Origin of the sequence: Methylobacterium sp. WL12 (genome assembly GCF_008039475.1) — a bacterium.
GTDB lineage: Bacteria > Pseudomonadota > Alphaproteobacteria > Rhizobiales > Beijerinckiaceae > Methylobacterium > Methylobacterium cerastii.
The window spans coordinates 1-16,349 of sequence record NZ_VRUW01000027.1 but is presented as its reverse complement, the minus strand read 5'-3'; the positions used below and the strand labels follow the sequence as shown (position 1 = coordinate 16,349).

20 protein-coding genes and 1 pseudogene are annotated in these 16,349 nt (G+C 71.5%); 14 read left to right on the top strand and 7 right to left on the bottom strand.

Going from position 1 to position 16,349, the window contains the following annotated elements; translation table 11 throughout:
- Positions 1 to 12: 12 nt before the first annotated feature.
- The 8 genes from FV226_RS12465 (at position 13) to FV226_RS12430 (ending at position 7,387) form a co-directional block, all read left to right on the top strand.
- Positions 13 to 1,170 (top strand): glycosyltransferase, encoded by a 1,158-nt coding sequence (locus tag FV226_RS12465; protein WP_147763161.1) that lies wholly within the window; start codon positions 13 to 15, stop codon positions 1,168 to 1,170.
- A 23-nt stretch (positions 1,171 to 1,193) separates the two neighbouring features.
- On the top strand, positions 1,194 to 2,111 hold the full coding sequence (locus FV226_RS12460; RefSeq protein WP_147751364.1) for a galactosyltransferase-related protein: 918 nt from the start codon (positions 1,194 to 1,196) through the stop codon (positions 2,109 to 2,111).
- On the top strand, positions 2,108 to 3,178 hold the full coding sequence (locus FV226_RS12455; RefSeq protein ID WP_147763160.1) for a glycosyltransferase: 1,071 nt from the start codon (positions 2,108 to 2,110) through the stop codon (positions 3,176 to 3,178). Before FV226_RS12460 ends, FV226_RS12455 begins: the two co-directional genes overlap by 4 nt.
- Positions 3,179 to 3,407: 229 nt before the next feature.
- Positions 3,408 to 3,749, top strand: a complete 342-nt coding sequence (locus FV226_RS12450) for a hypothetical protein (protein ID WP_147751362.1) — start codon at positions 3,408 to 3,410, stop codon at positions 3,747 to 3,749.
- Positions 3,750 to 3,793: 44 nt separating this feature from the next.
- Entirely contained in the window at positions 3,794 to 5,074 is a 1,281-nt protein-coding gene (locus FV226_RS12445; protein WP_238272795.1) for a DUF3829 domain-containing protein, read from the top strand.
- A 76-nt stretch (positions 5,075 to 5,150) separates the two neighbouring features.
- The gene (locus FV226_RS12440; RefSeq protein ID WP_147751360.1) at positions 5,151 to 6,203 is read left to right on the top strand and encodes a zinc ribbon domain-containing protein; all 1,053 of its coding nucleotides are present in this window, start codon (positions 5,151 to 5,153) and stop codon (positions 6,201 to 6,203) included.
- Positions 6,204 to 6,334: 131 nt separating this feature from the next.
- The gene (locus tag FV226_RS12435) at positions 6,335 to 6,622 is read left to right on the top strand and encodes a hypothetical protein (protein WP_147751359.1); all 288 of its coding nucleotides are present in this window, start codon (positions 6,335 to 6,337) and stop codon (positions 6,620 to 6,622) included.
- 276 nt (positions 6,623 to 6,898) lie between these two features.
- A complete protein-coding gene (locus tag FV226_RS12430) occupies positions 6,899 to 7,387 on the top strand; it encodes a response regulator (protein ID WP_147763158.1) in 489 nt (162 codons plus the stop codon).
- Positions 7,388 to 7,418: 31 nt separating this feature from the next.
- Here FV226_RS12430 and FV226_RS12425 read toward each other — a convergent pair whose 3' ends face one another.
- Together FV226_RS12425 and FV226_RS12420 are read right to left on the bottom strand one after the other, a co-directional pair.
- Positions 7,419 to 7,598 carry a DUF2934 domain-containing protein gene (locus FV226_RS12425; protein ID WP_147751357.1) on the bottom strand — a complete coding sequence of 60 codons (180 nt, stop codon included), beginning with the start codon at positions 7,596 to 7,598 and terminating at the stop codon, positions 7,419 to 7,421.
- Positions 7,599 to 7,602: 4 nt separating this feature from the next.
- Positions 7,603 to 7,896, bottom strand: a complete 294-nt coding sequence (locus FV226_RS12420; RefSeq protein WP_147751356.1) for a hypothetical protein — start codon at positions 7,894 to 7,896, stop codon at positions 7,603 to 7,605.
- Between the two features lie 466 nt (positions 7,897 to 8,362).
- Here FV226_RS12420 and FV226_RS12415 point away from each other — a divergent pair, with 466 nt between their 5' ends.
- On the top strand, positions 8,363 to 11,707 hold the full coding sequence (locus tag FV226_RS12415; protein WP_147763157.1) for a DEAD/DEAH box helicase: 3,345 nt from the start codon (positions 8,363 to 8,365) through the stop codon (positions 11,705 to 11,707).
- 143 nt (positions 11,708 to 11,850) lie between these two features.
- A complete protein-coding gene (locus FV226_RS12410; protein WP_147751354.1) occupies positions 11,851 to 12,261 on the top strand; it encodes a DUF1236 domain-containing protein in 411 nt (136 codons plus the stop codon).
- Positions 12,262 to 12,371: 110 nt separating this feature from the next.
- Here the strand turns inward: FV226_RS12410 and FV226_RS12405 are convergent, their stop codons facing one another.
- The 3 genes from FV226_RS12405 to FV226_RS12395 all read right to left on the bottom strand — a co-directional run bounded on the left by FV226_RS12405 (position 12,372) and on the right by FV226_RS12395 (position 13,657).
- Complete coding sequence (locus FV226_RS12405) at positions 12,372 to 12,746, bottom strand: response regulator (protein WP_147751368.1); 375 nt, start codon at positions 12,744 to 12,746, stop codon at positions 12,372 to 12,374.
- A 208-nt stretch (positions 12,747 to 12,954) separates the two neighbouring features.
- On the bottom strand, positions 12,955 to 13,311 hold the full coding sequence (locus tag FV226_RS12400; RefSeq protein WP_147751353.1) for a hypothetical protein: 357 nt from the start codon (positions 13,309 to 13,311) through the stop codon (positions 12,955 to 12,957).
- A gap of 55 nt (positions 13,312 to 13,366) precedes the next feature.
- A complete protein-coding gene (locus FV226_RS12395) occupies positions 13,367 to 13,657 on the bottom strand; it encodes a hypothetical protein (RefSeq protein ID WP_187275088.1) in 291 nt (96 codons plus the stop codon).
- Positions 13,658 to 13,834: 177 nt separating this feature from the next.
- Here FV226_RS12395 and wrbA point away from each other — a divergent pair, with 177 nt between their 5' ends.
- The 4 genes from wrbA to FV226_RS12375 all read left to right on the top strand — a co-directional run bounded on the left by wrbA (position 13,835) and on the right by FV226_RS12375 (position 15,422).
- Positions 13,835 to 14,482: an NAD(P)H:quinone oxidoreductase gene (gene wrbA, locus FV226_RS12390; RefSeq protein WP_238272793.1), complete on the top strand. Its 648-nt coding sequence runs from the start codon at positions 13,835 to 13,837 to the stop codon at positions 14,480 to 14,482.
- A gap of 96 nt (positions 14,483 to 14,578) precedes the next feature.
- Positions 14,579 to 14,770, top strand: a complete 192-nt coding sequence (locus tag FV226_RS12385; protein ID WP_147751350.1) for a hypothetical protein — start codon at positions 14,579 to 14,581, stop codon at positions 14,768 to 14,770.
- Positions 14,771 to 14,872: 102 nt separating this feature from the next.
- A complete protein-coding gene (locus FV226_RS12380) occupies positions 14,873 to 15,055 on the top strand; it encodes a hypothetical protein (RefSeq protein WP_147763156.1) in 183 nt (60 codons plus the stop codon).
- Between the two features lie 130 nt (positions 15,056 to 15,185).
- Positions 15,186 to 15,422 (top strand): hypothetical protein, encoded by a 237-nt coding sequence (locus FV226_RS12375; protein ID WP_147751348.1) that lies wholly within the window; start codon positions 15,186 to 15,188, stop codon positions 15,420 to 15,422.
- A 109-nt stretch (positions 15,423 to 15,531) separates the two neighbouring features.
- On the opposite strand, the gene FV226_RS12370 is transcribed toward FV226_RS12375, so the two are convergent.
- Positions 15,532 to 15,837 (bottom strand): hypothetical protein, encoded by a 306-nt coding sequence (locus FV226_RS12370; protein WP_147751347.1) that lies wholly within the window; start codon positions 15,835 to 15,837, stop codon positions 15,532 to 15,534.
- Positions 15,838 to 15,852: 15 nt separating this feature from the next.
- Positions 15,853 to 16,221: pseudogene (locus FV226_RS12365) on the bottom strand (ABC transporter substrate-binding protein); the annotation flags it as partial.
- Between the last annotated feature and the right edge of the window lie 128 nt (positions 16,222 to 16,349).

The window sequence follows — 16,349 nt, the reverse complement described above, 5'->3', positions numbered from 1 at the left end:
AATCCCACAGCCATGAAGAAGCCCATCGCGTTCTTCGTCCACCATCAGGGACGGGGCCACGCCAACCGCACGATGGCGGTGGCGGCCGAATTCGCAAAGGACCGGCCCGTCTCCGTGCTGACCGCCGGCCCGTCGCTGTTCGACGGTTTCTCCCGCGACATCGAGATCGTGCCGCTGCCGAACATGATCGGCGCGTCCGTGCCGACGCCGCGCCTCTACGCGGAGCCGACGCCGCAGGTGATGCACTGCGTGCCGCTGGGGCTCGCCGAGATGCGCCGGACCATGCGGCGCATCCTGGACCACCTCGACGAGCGCGACGTCGGCCTGTTCATGGTCGACGTCTCGGCGGAGATCGCCCTGCTCGCGCGCATCGCCAGCGTGCCCGCGGTGCAGATCCGCATGCACGGCGACCGTTCCGACATCGGCCATGTCGGCGCCTACGAGGCCTGCGTCGGGATGCTGGCCCCCTTCGACGAGCGCATGGAGCAGGACGACTACCCGGCCGCCCTGCGCGCCAAGACGTTCTACAGCGGTGGCCTCTGCACCAGCGTCGAAGGCGTGCCCGACCGAGCGGAGGCGCGGGCGAAGCTCGGCCTCGATGCTGAGCGCGAGATCGTCGTGGCCATCACCGGGGGCGGGGGCAGCGGCACGCCCTACGCACCCCTGACGGTGGCGGCGCGGGCTGCGCCCGACACCCTGTGGCTGACCCTGGGGCCGACCCACCGCGAGGGCCACGAGACCGACTTCGTCAACCTGCGCGAGCTCGGCTGGGTGCCCTCCGTCACCGACTACCTCGCCGCCGCCGACATCGTGGTGGCCTCGGCCGGCGACAACACGATCCACGAGGTCGCCCGCGTCGGCGGCCGGCTGATCGTGATGCCCGAATGGCGCTACTTCGGAGAGCAGACCCGGAAGGCCGAGGCCCTGGTCCGGCTCGGGGCTGCGGTCCAGGCCCCAATCTGGCCCGGCGACCTCCAAGGCTGGCGCGACCTCCTAGACCGGGCGCGCGGCCTCGACCCCGCCCCCCTGCGCAGCCTCTACGCGCCGGACGCCGCCGCGCGCGCCGCCGGATGGCTCGAAGGCCTGACCGACGAACTCTGGCACGGCGCGGCCGAGCCTGCTCCGCTCACGGTCGTCGCCGGCCGCATGCCCGCATCCCGCACCGCCTGAACCTCCCGGAGCCAGACCGCCCCATGTCCACCGTTTCCGTCGTGACCCTGGCCAAGGGCCGGCCGGCGCACCTGCGCAACGTGCTCCGCGGCCTGGAGCGCCAGACGCAAAAGCCCGCCGAGTTCGTCGTCGCGGTGATGCAGGACGCGCCCTACGACCTGCCCGAGGTCGGCTTCCCGGTGCGCCAGATCCTGGTGCCGGGCACGGAGCTGCCGCTGGCTGCGGCGCGCAACCGCGGCGTCGCGGCGGCGGGCGGCGACGCCGTGGTCTTCCTCGACGTCGACTGCATCCCGGCCCCCGACCTCGTCGCCGACTACGCGCGCGGGCTCGCCGAGCTCGACGGGTTGCTGATGGGCGAAGTGCTCCACCTGCCCGAGCGCGCCACCATCGGAGACTGGACCTGCGAGGCCTTCGCGACGGTCGCCGAGCGCCATTCCGACCGGCGCGGCCCCCCGGCGTCGGGCCTGGAGATCTGCGACGACTACCGCTGCTTCTGGTCCCTCAACTTCGCGGTCCGGCGCGCCACCTTCCTGGCCGCCGGCGGCTTCGACGAGCGCTACACCGGCTATGGCGGCGAGGACACGGATTTCGGCAAGGTCCTCGACCGTGCGGGCATCCCCATCGCCTGGATGAAGGGCGGCCTCGCCTACCACCAGTACCACCCGCACCACATGCCGCCGGTCCACCACCTCGACAGCGTGGTGCGCAACGCCGAGCTGTTCGAGGCCAAGTGGGGCTACCGCACGATGGGCCACTGGCTCTACGCCTTCAAGGTGATGGGGCTGATCGACGACGCCCCCGACCGGCCGATCCGCATCCTGCGCCGCCCGGAGGCCGGCGACCTCGCGCTGACCGGCCAGCAGAGCCACCAGCCCTACGGCAATTCGGCCTCCGTCATCCGCTTCCTCGAAGCCCAGGCCGCCGCCGCGGCGACGGCGTGAGGATCGCGCTGCTCGCCCATCTCCGCCATCCCGTGGCGCCGCCCTTTGCGGGCGGCATGGAGGCGCATACCTGGGCCCTCGCCGAAGGCCTGACCGCGCGTGGACACGAGGTCGTCCTGTTCGCCGCCGGCGACAGCGACCCGCGATTCGCCATCGACCCGGTGATCCCGGTGCACCACGAGCGCAGTTTCCCCGGCCTCGAGCATCGGGGCGATGCCGGGCTCAAGGCCCATGTCGATGCCGGCTACGCCGCCGCCTGCGACCGGATCGCGGACGGCGGCTTCGACGTACTGCACAACAACTCCCTCAGCCGCCTGCCGCTGGACGGCCTCCGCCTCGCGGCGACGCCCACCGTCACTTCGCTCCACGTGCCGCCCTACGACGCCCTGCGCTGGTTCGTGCAGGACAGCCTCGTGCCCGGCCATCGCGTCACCGTCACGTCGGAGGCCCAACGCAGGTCGTGGTGGCGGGAAGCGGCGCCCGCAGGCGTCTCGGTCCTCCACAACGGGGTCGATCCCGCGTCTTGGCCCTATCAGGATCGCGGCGACGGAACCGCCGTCTGGTCCGGCCGCATCGCGCCGATCAAGGGCACGCATTGCGCCGTCGCGGCGGCCCGGCGCGCCGGCATCCCCTTGACCCTGTTCGGCCCGGTGGAGGACCAAGACTACTGGGACGCGCAGGTCGCCCCGCATCTCGGCGGCCCGATCCGCTACGGCGGGCACCTCTCGGGCGCGGCGCTGGCAAGCGAAGTCGGTCGTGCCTCGGTCTTCCTGTTCACGCCCTGCTGGGACGAACCCTTCGGCCTCGTGGCGATCGAGGCCATGGCCTGCGGCGTGCCGGTCGCCGGCATCGCCATGGGGGCGGCCGCGGAGGTCGTCGGCGAGGCCGGTTGCCTCGCGCCGCCGAACGACGTGATCGCGCTTGCAGCCGCACTCGGTCAGGCGCTCGCGATCCCGCGCACGGTCCCGCATGCCCGGGTGATGCGCCTGTTCACCCGCGACCTGTGGCTTGCGCGCTGCGAAGCCCTCTACGCACAGGTGCGAGCGGAGCACGAAAACCTCGTCTGAGCCGGCTTCGGCGACGCGTCGAGACAAGCGAGGCTTGGCCGTCCCGGAGTTCCGTTGCAGATCACGCCGCCGTGAACACAGCGTCGCCGCATTCGCACGCCCAAGACAATCCCGCGGTCCGAATCCGGTAGCGGCAGGCTTGATGCGCAGTCGTGGCTTTTCCGGATCGCACGGGCACGTCCTTACGCGTGTTCGACCGCGACCGCGATCGAAAAGTCAGGCTCTGGCGATGCTGTTCATCTGGTCCGGCTGGGGAATCCTCGTCCTGCCCGTGGTTGCCGTCACCGCCATCCTCGTCGGGGCGGCGGGAGGTCTGGCCTTGCGTGCGGCCGGCCATCCTGAACTGACGTTCCTCGCCGTCAGCCTCGGCTTGTTCGCTGCCGCCGCCGCCAACTGGTTCGTCGGCCGGCGCCTCAACGGCAAGCCGCCGCGCGAACTCGTCGATCCGGTCACGAACGAGCGCGTGCTGCTGTACAGCCTCCACAAGCTGTTCTGGATGCGGATGGAATACTGGTCGATCCCCGTGGCGCTGGCGGCCTTCGTGCCCCTTCTCGCCCTGCGCAACCTGTGAGCCGGCCGACGGCCGGATCGGCCCAGACCCGGAAGGTCATGCCCATGACGACCACGCGCAAACGACGCGTTCCCCACCTCGCGGCGGCCTGCCTGGCCGTCGCCCTGGTGACGCCCGCGGCGGCGGTGACGCCGGTCACGCCGGTCGGCATCGAGAGCTGCGACGCCTTCTTCGAGGCCTATGCGCAGTGCGCGGCGAGCCCCGGCGTGCCGGAGGCCGTCCGCCCCAACATCCGCCAGGGCATCGACAATCTGCGCGAGAGTTTCCGCGAGGCGGTGACCCGCAACGAGGCGGTCCGCACGACGATCGCGCATCAGTGCGCCCGGGCGCACGAGACCGTGCGCAAGAGCATGGTCGAGGCGTTCAAGTGCGACTTCCCCGGCCTGCCGCCGGCGTCGCAGGCGATCCTGCAGGCCGCGCCGCCCGCGGTCGCCGCCCGGGCGCCGGACACGAGGCCCGCGCGATCCGTGACCCCGCCGGCAAGCCCGGAGGCGCAGGCGGCGGCCAAGGCCGACGCCTACACCGAGGCGCAGAACCACCTCGTGCGCTCGCACCCGATCGAGCGCCAGCTCGCCGACTACCGGCGCGACAACGAGCGGGTCTTGAAGCCGAAGTTCAAGCCCGGCGCCGACGCGTGGTACCATTTCGGCATCGTCGACTTCGACGGGGTGATCGGCGAACTGGAGACGGCAATCGCCCTGCCCGGCGTCGTGCCGGAGGTCGACGCCCCGGCCGCGATCCTCCTCGCGAGCCTGCGCACGCTCAACCCGACCTTGAAGGCGCTGACCCGCTATCAGACCACTCGCGAGTTCAAGGTGGACGGGTTCCGCCTCGCGCGCGAGCAGCACCCGATCCTCGTGCCCCAGGTCGAGGCGGCGGCCAAGGCGATGGACGCCTACGGCACCGCTTTGTTCGACCGCGAGATGGCCCGCGACCAGCGGCGCGCGGCCGCCCTGCCGGAGGATGCGCCGGCCCGCCGGCTGCTGGACACCAGCCTCGCCCTGAAGCGGGCGGTGAAGCGCTTCGAGGCGCTCGGGCCGAAGTCGGACGTGGCGCCGTTCCTCGCCGCGCTCGGCGAGGTCTCGACCGCCAACCGTCAGCTCGGGACGACCTTCGACGCGCTGGCTCCGAAGGCGGATTCCGCGTGTACCGGCTACGCCGACACGGTGGCGAGCGTGATCGGGCACGGCCGCGACGTCGCCCGGGACATCAAGGCGAAGGGCGACCCGAGCCAGCCGGCGCAGCTGTTCAACGACACCTACAACCGCTCAGTGCGCGACATCGAAACCTGCATCCGCAACGAAATGCGCGCGCGGCCGGGCTGAACGTCCGCCTGCGTTTCGCCGTCCCGAGGTCCGGGGCATGCCCTAGCGTTCCGTCATAACCTGAGGAGAGCCCAGCGTGGCCAACGGCACCCGCGTTTCCGAGCGTTGGTTCAACGCCGCCCTGTGGCTCGTCGCCCTGCTGTTCGCAGGCTTCCTGATCGGCCTCGGCTCGCTCGTCGTCGGCGACCTGCCGCAGGTCGAGCACCGCTACACCGTCGAGCAGTTCCTGGACCGCGAGCCGGCCCGCGCCTCGGATGCCGCGCTCAAAAAGGTCCGGCGCGAGCAGGACGACGCGCGGCGGCAGGCCGAGGCGGCGCAGCTGGCGCTCGACGCCGCCCGCTCGGCCACCGAGGCGGCGCGCGAGACCTTCGCGAACTGGCTGAAGACCCGCAACGCCACGCAGCGCGTCGATCAGGACCCCGGGCTCGTCGCCCGCACCGAGGGACTGGACCAGCTCAAGGCGGCCGAGCGCACGGTCGAGGAGCGGCTCGAGCAACTGAACCGCACCGCCTTCGACCTCGGCGAGCGGGAATCCGCGCTCGAAGCCGCCGACACCGGGTTGCGCGCCGAGGCGCAGGCCAAGCTCGATGCGGCGGAGCGTGGGCAGGAGCTGCGGGTGTTCGGCTACCGCCTCGCCCTGACCCTGCCGCTCCTGCTCCTGGCCGGCTGGCTGCTGATGAGGCGGCGCAACACGCGCAACTGGCCGTTCGTGTGGGGCTTTGCGCTGGCCGCCGCCTTCGCGTTCTTCGTCGAGCTGGTGCCCTATCTCCCGAGCTACGGCGGCTACGTGCAGTACGGGGTCGGCGCGGTCCTGACCCTCGTCGGGGGCCGGGCGGCGATCAACGCCCTGCACGCCTATCGGGAGCGGCAGGCCCTGGTCGAGGCGCGGCCCGACGCCGAGCGCCGGACCGAGATCGCCACCGACGAGGCCTTGGCGCGGCTCGCCCGAAAGGTCTGCCCGGGCTGCGAGCGCGGGATCGCCCTCGACGACCCGGCCACGAACTTCTGCCCGCATTGCGGGCTCGGGGTGTTCGAGCGATGCCCGGCCTGCGCACAGCGCAAGAGCACCTTCGAGCGGTTCTGCCGCGGATGCGGCGAGCGCCGGCCGATCACGGCGACCGCGGCGTAGCCGCCCCGGGGCGAGATCGCGGGGGGTGGGCGGCGGAACGCCCTTTTCACGCGGGCGATTGGGTGGTCCCATGCTGATTTCGGTCCCCCGCGCATAGGCCCGAGGCCGCCCGCGCCGACAGAGGATCTCCGATGAGCCGTCCCCACCGCGTCGGCGTGGCTTGGTACAGCCCCGAGCACTACGACGGCCTCCGCCGCGGGCTCGCCGACGGCGCGAACCTGCCGGAGACCTATGAGGCCTGGCGGATGTCGGCCGAGCAGGTCGAGCGCGAGGTGTCGCGCAGCGGCGTCGACGTCGTGCGGGTCCCGCTGGAACTCGCCGCGTTCACGGCCTGGTGCGAACGGACGGGGTCGGTTAGCGACGGCGCTTCCCGCGCGCGCTACGTGGCGGAACGTCTCGAAGCACAGGCCGGCGCCTAGCGACGCCGTGCGACGCTGCGTCCCGATCCGGTACGGCCGCCGCGTGCGTCGTTCTGCCGATCGACACGTCTGGCGCCTAAGCCGGCGCGCGATAGACAAATGATCGTTAATCTTGCAAGCGCCTCCGCAGAGTTCGTCGCGGGACTAGGAGGTTTGCATTTGCTGCGTTAGTGGTGCTTTCAGCCTCCGAAATTCGCGGGCGGCTGGATCGTCACGCCGAATTGCCCGTCGCTGCCCATGGCCGCGACCGCAAGATTGGTATTGGGAGTAAGTTCCTTGACCGCCGCCGACGGACCTGTCGCCATCCTCATCGTGGAGACGGACCAGATCGTCAGCCTGGTCACCGCCGACATGCTGGCGGATGTGGGCTTCCGGACCATCGAGGTCCGCACCGCCTCAGAGGCGCTGTCCGTGCTCGAACGATCCGACGACGTGCGCGTGCTGATCACCGGGCGCAGCATCGCGGGGGACGGCGTCGCCCTCGCGCAACTCGTTCGCCACCGTTGGCCGGCGATCGGCATCATCGTGACCTCGGGCGCGGGCGGCGATTTCGAGCGTGCGTTGCCGCCGGGCACGCGGCTCCTCCGGAAGCCGTACCATTTTGCCGACGTGATCCGGGAAGTGGAGGCCGAGCTCTCGCGAGAGAAGGAAGAGCCCTCGGCGGCCCCGATGCTGCCGATCGGGTTGCCGCCTCGTTCGGGAATGGAACTCGGCATCGGCATCGGGGCCGTCGCTGCGCCGGTCGCCGAACCGGACAAGACTTGAGGCTCGACCGCGGCGCGCCGGCGTCGATCCGTCAGCCCTGAGACGAATGCGAGGCCGGGCCGTCCCGCCGGGTCCGGCGCTCCGCCCTCAGCTCCCGCTCGGCCAGCACCCAGAACCGCATTTCCTGCCCCTCGGGGCGGTGGTGCCGGTCCCACAGGTCGTAGGCGCGCTGCCGGATCTCTTCGATCGGGATGGGGCCGTCGTCGTCCATGCGTTCACAGATCTTCGTTGGGCAAAAGCCGCATTCCTGCGCGATCCGAGGATCGCGCCCTGATGGTCCGGACCTGCGCAGGGGCAGGATCCGGCTCGAACCGGTCGATGAACCGTAGCTGGTCCCACAGGTCGACACTGTGACCGTCCACCAACGCCAGGGCCTGCGCCTTCGCGTCGTCGTCGCCTTCGGCCGCGATCACCGCCTGAAGCACCATCCGGCCGTCCGCTCCGAACATCATCGCCCGGTAGGATGGTGGACCGTCGGGTTCGGCGGAGGGCGGACGACCTGCGCTCATGATCGGGATGCCTCGGCCGGATCGGACGCTTGCACCGTCGCGATACGCCGCGGCGCCGTCGTCTCGAACGTCGAAATCGCAACATGCCATGGGCTTCGCCGCTCCGGGACGGCGGGAGCACGAGTGTCTCGCAGGCGCTGACGGCCGGTCCCGTGGTCAGCGATGGTCTAGAACTGCACCTCCGCGCGCGGCACGCACTAACATACGATATGGCCGTGCGCGGGGCCGGACGTCGCACGCCTCCGATCCGAGTATTTTCGCGCTGCGTCGATGCGTCCACGCGGCGCCGGAATGCCCAGCTCGCTCGCCTTGAGAGCCCGCGGCCTGCGGCGCCTTCGCGAGGCGGTTTCCAGGGTGACGGGCGTCCGCAGGTCGCACGCATGATCTGTGAATAGCCGGCTTTCCCGTGGGACCGGCGCGAACCGAACCGCGTTGCCGAGTCCAAGGGTTGAGGACGGAGTCACGAATGGCCGAGCGTCGACGAAAGGCTGCCGAGCGGAGCCCCGCGCCGATGGAGGATGCGCCCCTCGTTCCGATCGGGGCGCTGGCCGTTTCGCTCCTCGACATCGCGGCACAGGACGGGTCGGGGCGCCGGGCATCGGCCAAGCCGGTGGTGCACGTGGCGCGCGATGCGCGGCGCCTCGACGAGCTCGCCCAGGTCCTGCGTACGCTGGCGCCTGCGGCCGAAATCCTGGTCTACCCGGAATGGGACTGCCTGCCGCTGGACCACGCCTCGCCCTCCCGGGCGACGATGGGCCTGCGCGCCGCCGTCCTGCGCCGGTTGAGCACGGATGCCTCTCCGCCCGACTTCGTCATCACCACCGGGCCTGCGCTGGCGCAGCGCGTCCCGCCGCGCGAGACCTGGGCCGACGCGCACGTGTCGCTCGCGGCCGGCGACCGGATCGATCCGGAGGCGATCACCGCCACCCTGGTCCGCCTCGGCTACGTCGTCGACGAGCGGGTCGACGAGCCGGGCGAGGTCGCGATCCGCGGCCGCACCATCGAGGTGTTCCCCGCCGACGCGTCGCGCCCGTCCCGCATCGAGCATGCGGACGGCCGCGTCACCGCGATCCGGGTCTACGATCCGATCACGCAGCGTTCGGTCGGCGACGCAGGTCGGCTGGTGATCGACCCTGCTACCGAGATCGTCCTGGCGGAGGGCTCGGAGGATCGCCTGCGCCCCTTCACCGGCCAGGAGCACGCCCTGGCGCGCTTCTACCCGAACCTCGTCGCGCCGCTCGACTACCTGCCCGACGCCGGGCTCGTGGTCGAGGAGGGCGCCTCAGTGCGGGCCGCCGCCTTCTTCGAGCAGATCGACGAGGCGCGTGCCCTGCGCGATGCCGGCAAGGGGAGCCGCAACGGTGTGGCTGGGCGCGGGGAGGACCTCTACCTCTCGCACGCGGCGTGGACGCGCGCCGTCGAGGCCCGCACGATCATGGCCGCCACGCATGCGGCCGCCGAGAGTGTCGGCCTGTCGGGGCTCGCGGGCGCCGCACGCCCGGCAGCTGCCTTTGCCAAACTGCTGCGCGCGCAGCTGAAGGCCGGGCGGCGGATCGTGCTCGCCGGCCAGAGCCTGCCCCTGCGCCGGCTCGTGCGCGAGGCCTCCGCCGTGGCCGACCGCGCCGTGCGCCTGATCGACGGCTGGGCGGAAGTTGCCGCGGCTGCGCCCGGCGAGCTGCTGGCGTTGCAGGTGCCCCTCGCGGCGGGCTTCCACGCCGACGGCGCGACGGTGTTCGCCGCAGCCGACCTCTACGGGCCGGACGCCGCGCCGGCCGGCCCCGCCGGCCATGTCCTGCCGCTCTGCGAGGTCGACCTTCGGCCCGGCGACGTGGCCGTCGACCGCGACCGCGGCCTGTGCGTGTTCGAGGGGCTGGAGCCGGTCGCCTCCGTCGCCGACCGGCCGGCGACGGAGGCCTTGCGCCTGCGCTTCGCCGATGACGCGGTGCTGATGGTGCCGGTCGCCCAGGCCGACCGGATCTGGCGCTACGGCTCCGAGCCGGCCGCCGTGACCCTCGACAAGCTCGACGGCGGCACCTGGGCGCGTCGGCGCCTCGCGGCGGAGGCGACCCTGGCGCGCACCGCCCGCCACATGCTGGAGACCGCCCGGGAGCGCCGGGAGGCCGGCGTCGCGGCGATCCGGCCGCCGGCCCGCGAAATGGAGCGGTTCGCGGCCGGCTTCGGCTTCCCGCCGACCCACGACCAGGCCGCGGCCTTCGACGCCGTGCTCACCGACCTCGCCTCCGGATCGCCGATGGACCGCCTGGTCTGCGGCGACGTCGGCTTCGGCAAGACCGAGGTGGCCCTGCGGGCGCTCGCCGCAGCCCTGTTCGCCGGCCGGCAGGCGGTGCTGATCGCGCCGACGACGGTGCTGGCGCGCCAGCACGCCGAGACCCTGCGCCGGCGCTTCGCCCGCTTCGGGATCGAGGTGGCGCAGCTCTCGCGCCTCGTCTCACCGGCCGAGGCCAAGCGCGTCAAGGCGGGTCTCGCCGACGGCACCGTGCGGCTGGCGGTGGGCACCCACGCGCTCGCCGGGCGCGGCGTCGCCTACGCCGACCTCGGCCTGACGGTGATCGACGAGGAGCAGCGCTTCGGCGTGAAGACCAAGGCCGACCTGCGGCGCCTCGCCGGCGGGGGGCACGTCCTGACGCTCACCGCGACGCCGATCCCGCGAACGCTGCAATCCGCCCTCGTCGGGCTTCAAAGCCTGAGCATCCTGTCGACGCCGCCGGCCCTGCGCCAGCCGGTCCGGACCCTGGTCGCGGGCTTCGACCCCGACGCGGTCCAGGATGCCCTCGTCCGCGAGCATCGTCGCGGCGGGCAGAGTTTCGTCGTGTGCCCGCGCATCGAGGACATCGCGCCGATGGCCGAGCGCCTGCGGGCCCTCGTGCCGGACCTCGACGTCGTCGTCGCGCATGGCGGATTGAAGCCGGCCGAGATGGACGAGGCGATGGTCCGCTTCGCCGACGGCGGCGGCGACGTGCTGCTCGCCACCGCGATCATCGAGAGCGGGCTCGACGTGCCGCGCGCCAACACGATGCTGGTTTGGGACGCCGCGAAGTTCGGACTGGCCCAGCTTCACCAGCTCCGCGGCCGGGTCGGGCGCGGCCAGCGCCGCGGGGTCGTCCACCTGCTGTTCGACCCCGCCGCGCCGCCGAGCCCGGCGGCCGAGCAGCGCATGCGGGCCCTCGAAGCGATGGACCGCCTCGGTGCGGGCTTCGCGATCAGCGCCCGCGACCTCGACCTTCGCGGGGCGGGCGACCTCGTCGGCGAGGACCAGGCCGGCCATGCCAAGCTCGTGGGCTTGGGCCTCTACCGCCATCTACTCGAGCTGGCCCTGCGTCTCGCCAAGGGCGAGGAGGCCGAGGATTGGTGCCCCGAGATCGAGATCGGCCTGCCCGGCGCCATCCCGGCCGACTACGTGCCGGAGCCGGAGATCCGGCTCAGCCTCTACACGCGTCTGCTGCGCCTGCGGGACGTGGCGGCGATTGAGGCCCTTGCTGGCGAGGTCGAGGATCGCTTCGGTGCCCCGCCCGAGCCGGTCGCGGCCCTTTTCGCCCTCGGGCGCCTGCGTGCGGCCTGCCGCGAACTCAGTGTCGCCCGGCTGAACGGAGGTCCGCAGGGGCTTGCCGCCGACCTTCGGCCCGGCGTCAAGGTCGGGCCGATGCCGGCCTGCGAGGATCTCGTCCTGCGCGACGGCCGCGTCGTCCTGCGCCGCCCGGTCTCCGAGCCGGCGGAGCGCACAGCACTCGCTATGGACCTGTTGGACCGGTTGCGGGCAGCCTGCGCGCGCGGCGCCGAACGGGCTGCCTGATCGACGCGCCCGGCGAAAAGGCCGGGCGCGCCGGCCCGACCACCCGGGAGTCGCCACCGGCTGCGGATTGCGGGCGATCGATGCTATTCCGACTTCAAACCGCAGCGCCGCGCTGCGGGCTCGAAACGCCCAGGATCGATCCGATGCCCCGCCTCACCTTCACAGCCACCGCGCTCGCGCTCGTCCTCGGCACGGGCGCATCCGCGCAGGGCCTGCAGCAAGGTGCCCGCGAGGGCGCGCAACGCGGCGAGGAGATGGCGGGGCCGCTTGGCGCGGTCGTCGGCGGGGCGCTCGGGGCGGCGGTCGGCACCGCCAACGGCATCCTCGGGATCGACCGGCGCGAACGCTTCCGGATCTATGCCAGCGCCGAGCGGCGCCCGTCCTTCGCCTATCGCGGGCCGGTGCGGATCGGCACGGTGCTGCCGGAGGATGGCATCGTCTACTACGACGTGCCGCGCGAGTTCGAGCTCGCGGGCTACAACTACACCATCGTCAACGACCATCCCGTGCTGGTCGAGCCGGGCACCCGCCGCATCGTGGAAGTGATCGACTGAGAATTGACGGACGCCATCGACGATACGGCGCTCGAAGGCGCAGTTCCTGTCGAAAAATTTTGCGCGCTCGACGACGAGCCGCAGAGGATTTTCCAATCAGGCAGACGCCGTCACGCAGCCTGTTCGAGCGCCTCGACGACCTGGGAGGCCTTGTAAGGCTTCGGCACGAACAGCCCGTGATCGGGAACCTCCTCATCCGCGAGGCGATGCCGGCCGGAGGTCAGGACCAGGCGAATGTCGGGCCACGCCTCGGAGACGCGTTCGGCCAACTTCACGCCGCACATCGTGCCCGGCATGTCGACGTCGGTGAAGACCGCGCCGATATCCGAGCGCTCGTGGAGGATGAACCAAGCCTCGTCGGCCTGGCGGGCCTCCACGACTGCGAAGCCGGCATCCTCCAGCATCTCGACCGCGTAGAGACGCACGAGGTCGTCGTCCTCGACGACGAGGATGAAGCACGTATCGAGGTTACGCTTTGCCGGCATGGCTTTCCAACAAAGGTTACCGTGATTGGTTGCGGGCTGGATTTGCATGCGCCGTATGAATTTTACGGCGATGAGCGAACAATTTTTCTGAATGCCCATGTCCGGTGAGCAAACGAATGCCGACAGAAGGGTCGAGCGCCCTGTCGGAACGATCTCCGCTGTCTGACGCGAACAGGCCGCCAGCGGCGAGCCGCGCGACGACCTCGGATCAGCGCAGCAGGAGGATCGCGGCGCCGACCACGACGGGGATCGCCACCACGGCGCCGTAGAACAGCGGCATCACCCAGGAGCGTTCGCCGTGAACGTCGGCGGCGGCACGGACTCGCTCAGACGCGGCCTCGTTCTCGCGCGCGAGCTTGATCCGTTGCGGGGTCGGCGGCGTGTCGCCGGCCTCGTCGCAGGTCCCGAGCGGCGCCGCGCCGACGTCGCCGTGGCTGACCTTGTCTCCGGTCCGCCCGCTATCGATGTCGGCCTTCAGCTGGGCCGAGGTCGGGTTCTCGTCGTCCGGCGGCGTACCGAAGTCGAGGTTGGCGGGAGAGGGCGGAGTCTCGGAACGCAAGGTCATCGTCGGGCTTCCCAGGAGGATGTCGAACCCGGGAACGGCGGGTTCGACGACGGGTTCAGTTGGCGTCCCGCTTGGCGGGCTGCGGATAGGCCGGGTTGCCAGCCGGCACGGCGCTGGTGTTGGCCGAGGATGGGGCATCGCTCCGGCCGGTCGTGGAACCGGTGATCTGCGCGCGCGACGCGGCCTGGCTCTGGCTCGCGTAGTCGGGCGGGGAGCTGGCGCCCTGCCACACCATCAGTCCGACGAGGGCCGCAACCATCAGTCCCACGCTGGCGACCAGCACGTAGAGGGCGGGCTTGCCGCGCTTGCCCTGTCGGCCGGCCTGTCCGGAGAGTTGTTCTGCCACCGTGAAACCTCGCTCGCCCGATCGCATCGGACTTCGGACGGGCAACGTGCAGCGTGTGCGATGGCTCCACCCCTGTGGCGCTGGCGACCGGCCGCCGCGGCGCGGCCCTTTGGCAGGGCGCGGTCCCGCGGATGCCGGCCGCCCTACGTCGGAGAAATCTCGACCAAGGAAACCACCGTGTCCGATCCCCTTTCCGATCCCGCCCGCGTGCTGATCGTCTTCTACTCGCGCTCCGGTTCCGTCGAGGCGCTGGCCGTGGCGGCCGCGGACGCCGCGCGGGACGCCGGCGCCACCGTGCGTCTGCGCCGCGCCCGCGAAGTCGCCGATGCCGACGCGATGGCGAAGGTCGAGGGCTGGACGGAGAACGCCGCGCGGCAGAACGCGCTGTACCCGGCGCCGACCCACGAGGATGCGGAATGGGCCGACGCGATCCTGTTCGGCACACCCTGCTACTTCGGCGCGATGGCCACCGAGCTGAAGGCCTTCCTCGACCTGCTCGGCCCGCAATGGAAGCGCGGCGCGCTCTCGGGCAAGGTCGGTGGCGCCTTCACCGTCGCCTCCTGGCCGCATGGCGGCTCGGAGGTGGTGACGTTGTCGCTCTACGCGCCGATGGCGCATCTCGGCATGGTCATCCTCCCGCCGGGCTACACCGACGCGGCGATGCTCGAGGCCGGATCGCCCTACGGCGCCTCGGCCATCGTCGGCGCCGAGAACGCCGACCCGCGGCGCGAGGACCTCGACGCCATCCGCCACCAGAGCCGCCGTACGGTGGCGATCGCCCAGGCCCTGATCGCCGCCGGCGAGATGCCCTGCCGGCGTTCGTGAGCGCGATACCAAGCCGCTGCGCCCCGCCGCGAGGTTCTGCCGCACCAACCAACGCCTCTGCGCAGCGTTGCCCGCGGCGAACGTGAAGGAGACGGCATGGCCGACAAGGCAGACGTGACGACCTACATTCTGAAGCAGGCGCTGGCGGCCAAGGTCGGCGACCACGTGGAGATCGCCGTGGAGGCGGAGGACGGGACGACGTTCAAGATCCGCTCCACCTCCGAGCAGCTCGACGCACTGGTCGGCGACCTCGAAGGCATCCTCGACGCCGACGACGCGGACGCCTGACGGCGCCGTCCGATCCCGGGGGCGCCGGCGCGCGGCACCGCGCCCCCATAGGGCCTTCCCCCTGAACGCTTCCCCCGACCTCGTCCCAGAGAGACCAACGTCATGAACCATGCCGACACGCCGATGCCGGGCGAGGATCCGGGCGCCCTGATCGAAGACCCCACGCGACTCGACGAGGTCGTCCCGGCGAGCGAAGAGGACATCGAGGCCGACCCGCAACCCCAGCCCACGGTCCCGGTGGAAGACGATCCCGCGGTGAAGGACACGGAAGTGCAGCCGACCTGACGGCGTCTCGTCGCGAACGAGCCGCACGGGAACGTTCTCGCGCGCGGATGACCGGCGAAGCCTTCGACACCGGTCGGCAGGTCCCGCAGACGCTCCGAGCCTCATCCCTGGAACTGATCGCCTGGAATTGATGGCCAAGGCCATCCTCGGGATCGGCGATGCCCTCGTCACAACTTGCATGGCCGAGACCGGGCTGCCGCACGCGTGGCACGCGGGCGAGCGTGCCCGCACGGTCGGCCGGCTGAGCCTGTTCGCGGACATGCGGAGGCAGCGCGATTTCCTGTACGTTCGGATGAATGCGGCGCAGCTCGACCGAAAGTCGCTCCCGTGCCCAAACCTTTCTCTTTCGCCGTGCCTAGGCCGGTAGCGGTGTTCGGCGCGAGCAACGCCCCGCTCGCCTTCTCGGCCACCGGCGGCGACACCGCCCCGGCCGTCGCGGCGGGCCGTGTCACCTCGCGCGCAAGGGTCGTCTCGGCTCAGTCGGGGATCTCCAAATCGAGCAAGGCCGAGCCGAGGCCCTTGCCGTGTGCGTCGAGCGCCAGCGAGCGGGTCGCGCCGCCGCCGAGGGCGCCCGTCATCACGAAGTTCAGCGCTCCGATCCTGGGCAGCGCGTAGCGCACGACCTGTCCGGTCACGATTTCGCGGAAATGCGCCTGCACCCGCTCCGCCGTGACATGCGCTTCGAGACGGTCGTAATCCGCTGGGTCGTAGGCGATCAGGGAGATGTTCGAGGTGTTGCCCTTGTCTCCGGTGCGGGAGTGGGCGAGCGCGCGTGGCTTCATGATCCGCTCTCCTGCTCAGGCTTCTACGATCTGCACGCGCGGCGTCGCCAGCGTGGACGGGACGAGGACCGACTGCACGGCCACGACCTCGCGGGCCGACTTCCAGGCGCCGCCGCCGCCGGCGGGGCCGTTGGTGTAGAGCGTCTCGACCTCGTTGCCGATCCGCACGGCTTCGGCGAGGGTGTCGGTCCGCCCGGCGACGCGGACCCGGACCTCGTAGGGCTCCCGCCCTTCCGACAGGGCCGGCCCGTGCAGCGCGTCGACGCCGATCAGGTCGCAGCGCAACTCGCGCTACGCCACCCCGGTGAGCGCGAGACGCTCGCGCACGATTTCGAGGGCGAGCCGGCCGCGGGCAAGGGCGCCGGGGCCGGCATAGGAGATCTGGTGTTGATTTCCGCTGAGAGTTGACCCGGCGGAGCCGGAAGTTTCCATCGAGAAGTGACCCGTGTCTGAACCCACCCCTGGCTTTTTGGTCGGGGGGTCATGGAGTGATCGACATGGCGTTATTGAGT

What these genes read in the sequence shown, in the direction of transcription:
- FV226_RS12465 (WP_147763161.1), top strand. Translation starts at nt 13, where the DNA reads ATGAAGAAGCCCATCGCGTTCTTCGTCCACCATCAGGGACGGGGCCAC.
- FV226_RS12460 (WP_147751364.1), top strand. Translation starts at nt 1,194, where the DNA reads ATGTCCACCGTTTCCGTCGTGACCCTGGCCAAGGGCCGGCCGGCGCAC.
- FV226_RS12450 (WP_147751362.1), top strand. Translation starts at nt 3,408, where the DNA reads ATGCTGTTCATCTGGTCCGGCTGGGGAATCCTCGTCCTGCCCGTGGTT.
- FV226_RS12445 (WP_238272795.1), top strand. Translation starts at nt 3,794, where the DNA reads ATGACGACCACGCGCAAACGACGCGTTCCCCACCTCGCGGCGGCCTGC.
- FV226_RS12435 (WP_147751359.1), top strand. Translation starts at nt 6,335, where the DNA reads ATGAGCCGTCCCCACCGCGTCGGCGTGGCTTGGTACAGCCCCGAGCAC.
- FV226_RS12425 (WP_147751357.1), bottom strand. Translation starts at nt 7,598, where the DNA reads ATGGACGACGACGGCCCCATCCCGATCGAAGAGATCCGGCAGCGCGCC.
- FV226_RS12420 (WP_147751356.1), bottom strand. Translation starts at nt 7,896, where the DNA reads ATGAGCGCAGGTCGTCCGCCCTCCGCCGAACCCGACGGTCCACCATCC.
- FV226_RS12415 (WP_147763157.1), top strand. Translation starts at nt 8,363, where the DNA reads ATGGCCGAGCGTCGACGAAAGGCTGCCGAGCGGAGCCCCGCGCCGATG.
- FV226_RS12410 (WP_147751354.1), top strand. Translation starts at nt 11,851, where the DNA reads ATGCCCCGCCTCACCTTCACAGCCACCGCGCTCGCGCTCGTCCTCGGC.
- FV226_RS12405 (WP_147751368.1), bottom strand. Translation starts at nt 12,746, where the DNA reads ATGCCGGCAAAGCGTAACCTCGATACGTGCTTCATCCTCGTCGTCGAG.
- FV226_RS12400 (WP_147751353.1), bottom strand. Translation starts at nt 13,311, where the DNA reads ATGACCTTGCGTTCCGAGACTCCGCCCTCTCCCGCCAACCTCGACTTC.
- FV226_RS12385 (WP_147751350.1), top strand. Translation starts at nt 14,579, where the DNA reads ATGGCCGACAAGGCAGACGTGACGACCTACATTCTGAAGCAGGCGCTG.
- FV226_RS12380 (WP_147763156.1), top strand. Translation starts at nt 14,873, where the DNA reads ATGAACCATGCCGACACGCCGATGCCGGGCGAGGATCCGGGCGCCCTG.
- FV226_RS12375 (WP_147751348.1), top strand. Translation starts at nt 15,186, where the DNA reads ATGGCCAAGGCCATCCTCGGGATCGGCGATGCCCTCGTCACAACTTGC.
- FV226_RS12370 (WP_147751347.1), bottom strand. Translation starts at nt 15,837, where the DNA reads ATGAAGCCACGCGCGCTCGCCCACTCCCGCACCGGAGACAAGGGCAAC.